General features: G+C 57.8%; 7 protein-coding genes. 3 read left to right on the top strand and 4 right to left on the bottom strand.

Annotated elements, in window-relative coordinates:
- The first annotated feature begins 211 nt into the window (after positions 1-211).
- Complete coding sequence (locus PFAS1_RS10985) at positions 212-3,808, top strand: hypothetical protein (protein ID WP_076029178.1); 3,597 nt, start codon at positions 212-214, stop codon at positions 3,806-3,808.
- 3 nt (positions 3,809-3,811) lie between these two features.
- The gene (locus tag PFAS1_RS10980) at positions 3,812-6,346 is read left to right on the top strand and encodes a hypothetical protein (protein WP_156886715.1); all 2,535 of its coding nucleotides are present in this window, start codon (positions 3,812-3,814) and stop codon (positions 6,344-6,346) included.
- A 639-nt stretch (positions 6,347-6,985) separates the two neighbouring features.
- Here the strand turns inward: PFAS1_RS10980 and PFAS1_RS10975 are convergent.
- From PFAS1_RS10975 to glyQ, 4 genes are all read right to left on the bottom strand, one after another.
- Positions 6,986-7,765, bottom strand: a complete 780-nt coding sequence (locus PFAS1_RS10975; RefSeq protein WP_076029176.1) for a lysophospholipid acyltransferase family protein — start codon at positions 7,763-7,765, stop codon at positions 6,986-6,988.
- Between the two features lie 81 nt (positions 7,766-7,846).
- The gene (gene gmhB / locus PFAS1_RS10970) at positions 7,847-8,386 is read right to left on the bottom strand and encodes a D-glycero-beta-D-manno-heptose 1,7-bisphosphate 7-phosphatase (protein ID WP_198044979.1); all 540 of its coding nucleotides are present in this window, start codon (positions 8,384-8,386) and stop codon (positions 7,847-7,849) included.
- A gap of 4 nt (positions 8,387-8,390) precedes the next feature.
- The gene (glyS, locus tag PFAS1_RS10965; protein WP_076029174.1) at positions 8,391-10,445 is read right to left on the bottom strand and encodes a glycine--tRNA ligase subunit beta; all 2,055 of its coding nucleotides are present in this window, start codon (positions 10,443-10,445) and stop codon (positions 8,391-8,393) included.
- On the bottom strand, positions 10,442-11,395 hold the full coding sequence (glyQ, locus tag PFAS1_RS10960; protein ID WP_003213601.1) for a glycine--tRNA ligase subunit alpha: 954 nt from the start codon (positions 11,393-11,395) through the stop codon (positions 10,442-10,444). The genes glyS and glyQ overlap by 4 nt, the downstream gene beginning before the upstream one ends.
- A gap of 81 nt (positions 11,396-11,476) precedes the next feature.
- Here glyQ and tag point away from each other — a divergent pair, with 81 nt between their 5' ends.
- The gene (gene tag / locus PFAS1_RS10955; protein WP_074872227.1) at positions 11,477-12,034 is read left to right on the top strand and encodes a DNA-3-methyladenine glycosylase I; all 558 of its coding nucleotides are present in this window, start codon (positions 11,477-11,479) and stop codon (positions 12,032-12,034) included.
- Positions 12,035-12,064 lie beyond the last annotated feature (30 nt).

Below are 12,064 nucleotides of genomic sequence, written 5' to 3'. Positions count from 1 at the left end.
CCTCTCCACGGGCGCATGTCCAAGAAGCAGTGGGTTACTACTTACATAAGGCAATCGACTTAAACTTTCCCTTGCGCGGGATCAGATTGCCCCATCTGATAATATATTTGATCGCGAAACGCTCTAAGTCTCCGTAAATCCTAGGATAGAGTTCTACATAACAGAGTTAGCCGGTTACTCAGTTCTGGATTAACAAGCAGCGGGGGCCGCTATGTCCACCGATCTACCGGAAATACCGGGCGACTTCCCTGAGATCCTAAAAGAGCTATTCCGTAACCAACTCGACTTAGAGCTCCGAGCTTTTCAGCAATTGGTTGATAAACTCAGGCATAAGTACGAGCTTCAATTTTCTGATGAGCTCAAGGCGGCGAGGCCCGGCGACACATTCCTGGGTCTGAAAGTCACAAACTTCGATGAGCTGGCGGATACTGCAACCCTGCAGGTGCGCGTTACCGATGCTGACGTTCCGTTCGTGCCCGGACTTAAGATTGGTGAGGCGACCGCTGATTTTATCGTCATCCGTCGGATCAATCTCACAGATAACACTGCGCCTCTGATTGACGTGCGTGGAGTCGAGGGTTTTTCAATAGAGCTTAACCTCCGCAAGGAGAAGAGCTACGAGATCCGACTGGGCTACGCTCAGGATGACAGCATCCAGACCCAATCCCGGATCGTGCTAGTGGGCGTCAAGTGGGAAGAGCCGAGGTTTGGTGTGCTCGGTCTTCTCGGAAAGACAAACAAAGGCGGACTGCTAATCGACCTCCAAGGTGAATCGCCGATCGCGATCCCTCTTGGGGCGACAGGGTTTGGGCTGAAAGGGATCGGGATTCTCTACGGTGAGCATTTTGCCCCGAGACTGGATGGCGCCGTGGCGGGCAATGCGTTGGAACACCTGGCGAAGGCCGACGCAGGAAGTTACGCCGATTGGGCTCAGTCAGCCAAAGATCTCAGCACCTGGCTCGCGGTGCCAGAGGACATCCGTCTCTACGGCGTGTCCGCGCTGCTTGCGGACATGGCGACTGGGGGCAAGCTCGTAGAGTTGAGGCGGTATGGCCTCACTTATCTATCCTATGGCCCGACTCTCATATTCGGTGGCGAAACATGGTTCCTGGATTCTATCGACGTCGGCAAAACGGTTGGTGTCATTGATCTTCGGTCAAAGTCCATATTCGGCCGGACCACACAGACTTTGGACATGATCCCATGGGCCGCGGGCGCGTTTATAGCCAAAGGGAGCCTAGAATTAAGTGCCTCCCTTAGCGACCAAAAACGGACATATTTTGCGGTTGGCGGCTACGCAATGGACGGCTGCAGCGTGAAGCTATTCGACTTCGTAACGCTCGCCGGGGGCGCTCGCGTGGTTCCGAGCCAAGGCATCGCCGCGCGTGCCAAGGGCCCAATCGCGTCTCAATTGGAGATTGGCGGATTCACCGGCGGCTACAATCTGTCGTTCGATATTCAGGGAGGCATAGGGTGGAATCCCGCCGCACTCGAAGCCAAGCTGGTGATTCTCGGCACCCTCTGGATTAAGGCTTTTGGAGACAAACTGAGCCTTAGCGCCTCATTGACTACAGAACTCTATATTAAGAAGCCGCTCATCTTCAAAATGAATGTCGACTTCGAGTTCAGCTGTCGGTTTGGTTCCGTCCATGTTCCTCTTAAAATCTTCGAATATGAGAACAAAGAGCCTGCTACGCCAGAGCCAACGCTCAAGCTTGCAGCTGACGCGCCGCTCGCGAGAATGCATCCTCCGAGCGGCATTGTTGGGCAGCTCGATCCCTCAAAGCCTGAGGTCTGGCCGGACATGATGTTCGTGCTCGACTTCCAGCGACGCGCTGGCGACAGTGGTATTGTGGTAAACCCGGTCGACGGTCATGTCGTCGAGGCTGGGATCGACGTGTACCACCTGTTCACGACCTTGATGATTGAGCGCCAAGATCCGGTCACGAAGGCCTTCTCTACAGTTCCCGACGTGCGCGCGAGTTGGCTGCTCAATGCCGCCGATGGGGCAACGCTCATTTCTAGTCGGCTAGCCATTCCGTGTAACGATCCGCTTGGCTGGCTACAAAGCTTTGATTATGCGCAACCCAGCACCAGCCGACGGCTAGAGAGCTTCCGACTCCAAACATTCGGCATGGGTCCGACCAGACCCTATCTAGCACCACACGGCGGGCAAGCGATCGCCCGCTTCGAGGATGTGACCGTCTATGCGGCGGAATCCTTCTGGCTTGTCGCTGTTCCTTGGGCGGACGGATATCAGCGCGCACTTAACCTTCGCCAGTTTAAAGTCGAGTTCTCGACCTCGCTGGCAAGCGGCGGGCGCGCTACGCTCGCAGTCCAAACTTGCGAGCTCCGTATCCTCGCATCGCAGAACCGAGCGCCTGGGGTCTGGATCACAAATGGAAATGTCCAAGCCTGTACGTTGCTTCGTCCGGTGAGCAATGATCAGGGCGAATGGTCGCTCACAATCGAGCGCACATCCGCCGAAGTTGCGCTACCACTCATCGTGAGCAGCGAAAGGCTCAACCTTGTTTGCGCAATTGGCTACAGCGCGGGCGATACTATTGTGACTAACTTGCCCGATACCCAAGTGCTGGCTCCAGGGCATTATCGGCTCCGCATAGCAGGAGAGAGTTCTGCCAACTTCCGTGGGAAACGCGCCCCGGCAACAAGTCACTGGGCCGTAGAACGCGAGTTCGATGTCGTACCACCGCCGCTGCGACCCTATCTTCGATATTCCACACTCGGCGATGAGCGGATGTTCGGCACCGACGCAGGTGGCTGGAATCCGAACCCCGCCGGCCAAGGCTTTGGTCATTATCCCGATCACCTCTGCCAATTGCGCGCGTCAGTCAGTTATCTCCATCAGATCTACCCTACGCTTTTTGTCCGCACCGACAACGATGCAATCGATGTCGAGGTCCCGGTGACCCCATGCCAACAGGGAACACCGGCCGGGTCCAAGTCGAGCGGCGAGTGGCGCGTTGAAACCGGACAAGCAAATCCCGTTGTGGTTGAGCGAGAGTTAAGCTTCCCCTTCTCCCAAAACGCCGGTTTTCACCAGATCACGGTCAGGCGGACCGCGTCCGATGGCTCAGGCATCGGCGACGTCGTAGACCAATGGACCTATCGCGTCTCGGGTTATCGTTCCCCTTCTGCCCATCTCTGGACTACGTCCACTCTAACGCGGGCGATCGGACCGTTCGGCAGCCGCAGTCTGCCACATGCCGTCGCCGCACCCGTCCCCACCGGGTTTGACCTCGATGCGGTGCCCGCTGCGCAGATCGGCACAGGCTGGGCCTTGCCCAAATCAATCGCGTCTTTAGTGGGCGTCGAGAGCACGCAAGCCGGTTTATCTTTCCTTCAACTGCTCGAATGGTGCCGGATCTTCACCGGTGCATGCTATCCCTTGGTCGAGGGGCCGTTTGCCCACCCTACACCCTCCGATATCTGCCTCCTTATGGACCAAGCAGCCGCACCTGCCGCGCTGCTGTTGCGCACTTCCGAACCGTGTGACTGGCGACGCGTCGAGGTTGCCGCTGTGACCTCTTATGACAACGAATCTGCCCGTCGCTTCTCTCTCAAAATCGTGCCGTCACCCGACGGTTGCCAATGCGCAATGTTGTTTCTCGCCGAGGGCGTGCCCGTGCGTATCCCAAAAGGAGCATTGCTGCTCCGCATACGTTTTCGGCTCGAATGCGATCCGTTACCGCGCCTGACACTTGCCGCCGCTCCCACCCAGACCTTCGAGGAAATCGTCACGGTTCTTGATCAGCCAGTCGGCATAGACGACTGGTGGGAGAAATAGAAGATGACCCTGCATCTGCTCTGCAACGAACCAGTTCCTACACGTTGTGCTCCCGTGTTCAGAATCCAGGCGTCGTCTTGGATCGATAGAACAAACTTCGGGCCGCGGACGGTTGACGCTGATCCCCAAGCCGGCATTCGACTTCGCTGGACCTGCCCATTTCTGGCGGCGACGCCCGCCGAACGTTTGGGCAAACCAGTCGCGTTCGTCGTCGAGCGTTCTGGCCCGCTATCTCGTGATGCGATGATTGAGTTCAAGCCGAGCGTAGGGCATCGCTCACGTACCCCAACTCCGGCACAGCTGTGGGAACCACTAGTACGAACCGATGCCACAACGTTCCGGGTGCGCGGACCGGACTGTAGCGGGGTCGCCGCGGTCTCCTTCACCTTACCTTCCAATGGCACAACCACCACTGTGACCCTGATTGACGTCAACGGCGTGGCACAGATCGTTGCTAATATCAGCCCTGGCGAAGACTTCCATGTCGAATGGGCAGACCTGAAAATTGTGTCCTTCTCTATCGACGCTCAAGTACCGGAGGTGCTTGGTCTTAACCTTAGTGGTCACACTGACGCCGTGCGCTACGATTTCACCCCAATCGCCGAGATAGCGGCTGACATTTGGTGGAATTTAACACTCGACGAAGCTGCTGAGCGGGTAACTAACGCTGCGGACGTGCCCTTCCTTTCGCTGGTGCCAGGGGACTGGGACGAGTTCCGCGCGCTCGGTAGCAGTGTCGATCAGGCTATGGAAACTGGCGCCGAGGCCCCCAGTGCGGTAATGGGGCTGGCACTGATCGCGGCCACCCGGTTCGAGGCAGCTGCGCTGATGGGATGGGGCTTCGTCGACGGTGACCACGCGCCAGCGCCCCGGCTCGACAAAATCCGGGGGCAGTTACTCACAGGTCCAAGCGACGAGGTTTTCGTCTATCGAGTGCGAGCACGGTTGCAGCCACCGGACAACGCCGCCGCTATCGAAGAAGTCAGTAGTTGGGCCTTCACACTGGCCTCGCTCGCCCCAATGCTGGCGGAGCCCCAATGTACAGTCTCGATGCCCCCGGTATCGCGTTCCGAGCTCACCAACGCAGTGCGGCCTGGTCCACAACCTGATCAACCTGAGGTATTTGCCGCGCCCGACTGGCGAGTGACATGCACCGGCCAGTGGGAGCTAGTGTCAAACCCTTACATGGTGGACTGCGTCGTGACCCGCCCGCTCGCCGAGGACAGCGTAATCACCGGGCAGCCATACGTCCCGGCCGGAAACTTCATGAATGGGTTTAACCGGCCGCCGAGTACCTTGCGTGGTAACAGGCTGGTCGAGCAGCGCCAGCACCGTTTCGACATTCCCTATTTCGACAGCGACGTCGGTTGCGAAGCGGACGCTTGGGATTTCTGGGACCGGCGTCTGTCCGGCGGCCCTGCCAAGTTAATCCAGCCACGGATCGAATATGCAGGGACTGCGGTGCCGCTCTTCACAGCCAGGTGCGTTGCGCCGGACAACGCCCGCGGTGCCGTTGTTGAGTTTTCACTCGAACAGGCGGTTGATCCGAAACTCTCCTGGGTCGCCGATCCACTAGCCGCCTACTCCAGGGCTTCAATTGCTCTGTTCATGCGCGATCCGAGGCTCTCACCTGCTGAGGCCGACATCGAGTTGGGGCCTCCAAGCCCAACGTCTGATGGGCAATGGTCGGCTGATCTGCACAGTAGCCTCGCGCAACAACAGTTGGATTGCTTCGTCGGTGGCACTCTCGCGACTGGGGGGTTCACTGCACGAATTCTGTCAATGGGCTTGGTGAGCGGTGGTCAGGCCCGCTGCACGTTTGAGGTGATCACGAGCTGCGCGGGCGCGAATCTCTATGGGTGTCCGACTGGTTGGCTGGCTGCGCAGCTCTGGGAAGACCCTCAGTCGATGCGACTCTGGATGCCTCTTCCCGGGTCCATTCCAGTTCTACCTGTCGGCAAACCGGAGCGCTACACCATTACAACAGATCTCCCCCCGCTCATTGCGTCTACGACACTGTTCTTCGCCACTCAGTTGAAGTTTGCGTTCGAAGGTACGGACTACAAAAGCAAGCTGACAACGCCCCTCCCGGCGCCGTACATCCATCCGGCTCCGCCTGCTCCGTCAAATTGTCTCGGTACCCAGCAACTCGGAACTGACTATTATGGGCGCGTAATCGTTCGCATCGAAGCTAATGCATGTCAACCGTTCGAACCCCGCTACGATATGCGGGTGGCGGTCTCGGCAGAATTCACCGAGAAGCAACTGGACCCTGATGCTTTATTGCCGCCACTAGAAACCAAGCCTCCTACTCAGGATCCTCCTTCAGTCCTTGAGATGTTTCAGGCGAATAAATCAGACGGTATCTTCGGCGCCCAGGCTCCTTTCGAAGGTGCTGTCTTGTTTGATGCGTTTAGCCGTCTCACATCATTTGCCGAGAACGATCGATACATGGTTGGCGTGTGCAACGTCAGGAAGGCGGACAGCCGCGAGTCGCCACCAGCGCTTCACACTAGTGTCCTTCGCAGGATCGAATGATGCTCCTGTCCACCTAGTTTCGGTGGACAACATCGCTCAAGCTCCTGGATCAGGAAGATCCGCAGCCGAGTCGGACTTGGGACAGTGCCCGCCGGGACTCGGCGGCTACAGTTTTCGACTTTGTTGTTTTGAATTGGAGCCCCGCAATATCCGATGTTATGGCAATCGTCGTCATCAACCGTCTTCTCGGTGACGCTGGCGTCGTCAGACGATAGAACGTCGTCCGAAGGGCAGTTACTGGAGACATTTATTTTGTGAAGGCGATAGGTTTTTCTCATCTTTTTTGTGATTTCTGTTTTCGGAAGTTACAGAAAAGATGAAATTATCCCTGCGTTTGCTGGTAGGTATGAATCATATATTTTGTGACCCTACATCCAGCAAACCTGCCAAACGAAAAAGGCCAACGCTTGAGCGTTGGCCTTTTTTTTGACCGAAATTTGCGTCCGTTAACCCGGTGAATGCTGCCGAACCGAAGGCATAAAAAAACCGGCTATATCAGCCGGTTTTTTTACATCCGAAAAAAACTTATGCACTTTTTTCGGTTTTTTAATGGTTTATAAAATATCTATATAAATCATATAGTTAAGAACTTAATTAGACGCTTTTCAACAAAACGGTACACAGGTTATCCACAGAATCTCAGACAGCGATTTGATCGTTGGCAGAAGGGGCCGCAGGAGCGGCCGGCAGCGAACCCATTTCACGTTGCATCTGTTCGTTCCAGGCCTGGACCCGATCATTCAGCTCGGCAATCGCTCGCGGCCCGCTGCCCTCGGCATACATGGGAGCGCCGATGATTACGGTAATCACGCCCTGCTTCTTCGCCCAACCGGTTTTCGGCCAGAACTTGCCAGCATTGTGCGCAATCGGCAGCACGGGAAGTGCGGCGTTCACGGCTAAAGCGGTACCACCGCGAGAGAACTTTCCGATGGTGCCGTAAGGAACGCGTGTTCCCTCAGGGAAGATCAGGACCCAGACGCCGTCTTTCAGCAGTTCATCGCCCTTCTTCGCCACATGCTTGAGTGCCGCTTTCGGATTGTCGCGATCGATGGCGATGGGTCGCAGCATGGCCATGGCCCAGCCGAAGAACGGAACGTAGAGCAGTTCGCGCTTCAGTACCTGGCTCAATGGCTCAAAGTAGGCGGATAGAAAGAAAGTCTCCCACGTGCTCTGGTGGTTCGACTGAATCACGCAGGGCTGGTCAGGCACGTTCTCGGCGCCCTTCACTTCGTAGCTGATACCCAGAAAGACTTTGCTCAGCCACAGTGCGCAACGGCACCAGTACACATTGATGAAGCGATAGCGCGCCTTGAACGGCAGAAAAGGCGCGATAAAAAAGCTCAGGCTGCACCAGAGTAAAGAGGTGGTGCCCAACAACAGATAAAAGAGGAAAGTTCTGATGGCCTGCAGTATCGACATGGCGACGTTTACCGTGCGGGCTCTGCCCGTCTATATAAAGCGCACTCCCGATCAATCCCTGGTCAGGACAATCGAAGCACTCTAATTGTGGATAAGTTCTGCGGCAATCGCCGCCAGATCGTCAAAAATCAAGGTGCCTGCCGGTAGGGTCTTGCCCAAAGTCTTTTCGCCTTTCCCGGTCTTTACCAAAACTGGCTGAGAATCGACGGCTTTGGCGGCCTCCAGGTCACCAAGGGTGTCGCCGACAAACCAAACATGGGTCAGCGATACGTTGTAATGCGCGGCGATGGTTTTCAACATCCCGGGTTTTGGTTTGCGGCAATCGCAGCCATCGTCCGGCCCGTGCGGGCAATAGACGATCAGCCCGACTTCACCGCCCTGCTCCGCCACCAGCGAGCGCAAGCGCTCATGCATGGCGTCCAGGGTAGTGATGTCGTAATAGCCGCGAGCGATGCCCGACTGGTTGGTAGCCACCGCTACCGTCCAGCCGGCCTTGCTCAACTGCGCGATGGCTTCGATCGAACCCGGGAGCGGAATCCACTCCTGCACCGACTTGATGTAAGCGTCGGAGTCGTAATTGATCACCCCGTCCCGATCGAGAATCAGCAGTTTCAACAGCAGCCCCTCAACCCAGCAGCGAAATATCGGCGACGCCGAGGAACAGCCCACGCAGACGCGACAGCAGTGCATAACGGTTGGCGCGGACCTTGGCATCTTCAGCGTTGACCATCACGGCCTCGAAGAATGCATCCACCGGCTCGCGCAAGGCAGCCAGCCGTGCCAACGATTCGCTGTACTGACGCGCCGCAGCCATCGGCTGGACAGCCTGGTCAGCTTGCTGGATCGCCGAGTAGAGGGAGAACTCGTTGGCGTTGTCGAAGTACTTGGCTTCCACGACCGAAGGAACAGAGCCTTCGACCTTGCTTAGCAAGTTCGAAACGCGCTTGTTCACCGCGGCCAGGGCAGCGGCTTCCGGCAATTTGCGGAACGCTTCTACCGCTTGTACGCGCTGATCGAAATCCAGCGCCGAACCCGGTTTCAGGGCACGCACCGAGAGGTAAGTCCCGACATCCACGCCTTCGTCTTCGTAACGGGCACGCAGACGGTCGAAGATGAACTCCAGCACCGAATCGTTGAGGCCGGCCGCCTTGACCTTGGTACCGAACGCATTCACGGCGAACGCCACGGCATCGTTCAGGTCGAGGTCGAGCTTCTTGTCGATCAGGATGCGCAACACGCCGAGTGCAGCACGGCGTAGGGCATACGGGTCTTTGCTGCCGGTTGGCAGCATGCCGATACCGAAAATGCCCACCAGTGTGTCGAGCTTGTCAGCGATGGCCACGGCCGCACCGGTCAGGGTGGTCGGCAGTTCAGCACCGGCACCGCGCGGCATGTACTGCTCGTTCAGCGCCAGAGCGACTTCTTCCGGCTCGCCATCGTTGAGGGCGTAGTAGTAACCGGCGACACCTTGCATCTCCGGGAACTCACCGACCATTTCGGTCGCCAGGTCGCACTTGGACAGCAGGCCTGCACGGGACGCCCACGCGGCGTTACCGCCAATGCGTTGAGCGATGAACGCGGCGAGTTTGGAAACGCGCTCGGCCTTGTCGTAAACGCTGCCGAGTTTTTCCTGGAACACTACGTTTTGCAGACGCAGGTTGAAGTCTTCGAGTTTCTGCTTCTTGTCTTGCTTGAAGAAGAACTCGGCGTCGGTCAGGCGTGGACGAACCACTTTCTCGTTACCGGCGATGATCTGCTGCGGGTCTTTGCTTTCGATGTTGGCCACGGTAATGAAACGTGGCAGCAACTTGCCGTCGGCATCCAGCAGGCAGAAGTACTTCTGGTTGTCCTGCATGGTGGTGATCAGGGCTTCTTGCGGCACATCGAGGAAACGCTCTTCGAACGAGCACACCAGCGGCACCGGCCATTCAACCAACGCGGTCACTTCGTCGAGCAAGGCAGGAGGGACGATCGCAGTACCTTCCTGCATCGTCGCCAGCTCTTCGACGCGCTTGCTGATCAGCTCGCGACGCTCGTTTGTGTCGGCGAGTACGTAAGCAGCACGCAGGTCAGTCAGGTAGTTGGCCGGCGAGGTGATGCGCACGCTTTCGGGGTGATGGAAGCGGTGACCACGGGAATCGCGACCGGCTTTCTGGGCGAGGATGGTGCAATCAATGACCTGGTCACCGAGCAGCATCACCAGCCACTGGGTCGGACGAACGAATTCTTCCTTGCGAGCACCCCAGCGCATGCGCTTGGGAATCGGCAGGTCGTTCAGGGAATCTTCGACGATGGTCGCCAGCAGGCTCGCGGTCGGTTTGCCGGCGATGCTCTGGCTGTAACGCAGTTTCGGGCCGCTTTGATCGATTTCACTCAGGTCGACGCCGCACTTCTTGGCGAAGCCCAATGCCGCTTGAGTCGGGTTGCCTTCGGCATCGAACGCGGCCTGACGTGGCGGGCCGTCGAGGTTGATGCTGCGATCCGGCTGCTGAGTCGCCAGATCGGTGATCAGCACAGCCAGACGACGTGGCGCGGCGTAAACGGTTTTGGTCTCGTAGTTCAGGCCAGCGGCTTGCAGGCCCTTGTCGATACCGGCCAGGAACGCGTCGGCCAGGGTGTTCAGGGCTTTGGGTGGCAGCTCTTCGGTGCCCAGTTCAACCAGAAAATCCAGAGCACTCATTGTGCAGCCTCCAGCTTAGCCAACACTTCGTCACGCAGGTCCGGGGTCGCCATCGGGAAGCCCAGCTTGGCGCGAGCCAGCAGATAGGCTTGCGCAACGGAACGCGCCAGGGTGCGGACACGCAGAATGTATTGCTGACGCGCGGTCACCGAGATCGCCCGGCGCGCATCCAGCAGGTTGAAGGTATGGGACGCCTTCAACACCATTTCGTAGCTCGGCAACGGCAGCGGCTGGTCGAGTTCGATCAGGCGCTTGGCTTCGCTTTCGTAGAAATCGAACAGTTCGAACAGCTTCTCGACGTTGGCGTGTTCGAAGTTGTAGGTCGACTGCTCCACTTCGTTCTGGTGGAACACGTCGCCGTAGGTCACTTTGCCGAACGGGCCGTCAGCCCAGACCAGGTCATAGACCGAGTCCACGCCTTGCAGGTACATGGCCAGGCGTTCGAGGCCATAAGTGATCTCGCCGGTCACCGGGTAGCACTCGATGCCGCCCGCTTGCTGGAAGTAAGTGAACTGCGTCACTTCCATGCCGTTGAGCCAGACTTCCCATCCCAGACCCCAGGCGCCCAGTGTTGGCGATTCCCAGTTGTCTTCGACGAAGCGAATGTCATGAACCAACGGATCCAGGCCGACGTGCTTGAGGGAGCCCAGGTACAGTTCCTGGAAGTTGTCCGGGTTCGGCTTCAGGACTACCTGGAACTGGTAGTAGTGCTGTAGACGGTTCGGGTTTTCGCCGTAGCGGCCGTCAGTCGGGCGACGACTGGGCTGCACATAAGCGGCGTTCCAGGTTTCCGGGCCAATGGCGCGCAGAAACGTGGCAGTGTGGAAAGTCCCGGCGCCTACTTCCATATCGTAGGGCTGAAGTACCACGCAACCTTGCTCGGCCCAGTATTGCTGGAGGGCGAGGATCAAGTCTTGGAAGGTACGCACGGCTGGCGTAGGCTGGCTCACGAAATTCACCTGTTTCTTGGGCTGCGATTTAAAGAGCGGGAGTATACCCGATTCGGTCCTGCGCACGCCCCCTGGAGCCTTATGCCACGCTGCTTTTGGTGTTCCGAAGATCCGCTGTACATGGCTTATCACGATCAGGAGTGGGGCACGCCGCTACGCGATGCGCAGGGATTGTTCGAGTTGCTTTTGCTCGAAGGGTTCCAGGCCGGCCTTTCCTGGATCACCGTGTTGCGCAAACGTGAGCGTTATCGCGAAGTGCTGTTCGGCTTCGACGTACAACGCGTGGCGCAAATGAGCGACGCCGAAATCGATGAATTGATGCTCGATCCGGGCATCATTCGCAATCGTCTCAAACTTAATGCGGCCCGGCGCAATGCCCAGGCCTGGCTGGCGCTGGAGGATCCGGTGGCGTTTCTCTGGTCCTTCGTCGATGGCAAGCCTGTGATCAATCATTTCAAGGATCGCAGCGAAGTGCCGGCCGTGACGCCGACCGCCGTGGAGATGAGCAAAGGCCTGAAAAAGGCCGGCTTCACGTTCGTCGGCCCGACTATTTGTTACGCGTTGATGCAGGCCTCGGGCATGGTCATGGACCACACCCGGGATTGCGATCGCTACGCGGCGCTGGCGAACGGCGGTTAGAATAGCCGCCTCGCGCACAGCACAAGATCA

It is taken from the genome of Pseudomonas frederiksbergensis (assembly GCF_001952935.1).
GTDB classification, from domain to species: Bacteria; Pseudomonadota; Gammaproteobacteria; order Pseudomonadales; family Pseudomonadaceae; genus Aquipseudomonas; species Aquipseudomonas frederiksbergensis.
Note: the sequence above shows the minus strand (reverse complement) of the source record. Positions and strands in the feature narration are given on the sequence as shown.

Excerpts from the sequence above, each read along its gene's own strand:
- PFAS1_RS10985 (WP_076029178.1), top strand. The coding sequence starts at position 212 with ATGTCCACCGATCTACCGGAAATACCGGGCGACTTCCCTGAGATCCTA.
- PFAS1_RS10980 (WP_156886715.1), top strand. The coding sequence starts at position 3,812 with ATGACCCTGCATCTGCTCTGCAACGAACCAGTTCCTACACGTTGTGCT.
- PFAS1_RS10975 (WP_076029176.1), bottom strand. The coding sequence starts at position 7,765 with ATGTCGATACTGCAGGCCATCAGAACTTTCCTCTTTTATCTGTTGTTG.
- glyS (WP_076029174.1), bottom strand. The coding sequence starts at position 10,445 with ATGAGTGCTCTGGATTTTCTGGTTGAACTGGGCACCGAAGAGCTGCCA.
- tag (WP_074872227.1), top strand. The coding sequence starts at position 11,477 with ATGCCACGCTGCTTTTGGTGTTCCGAAGATCCGCTGTACATGGCTTAT.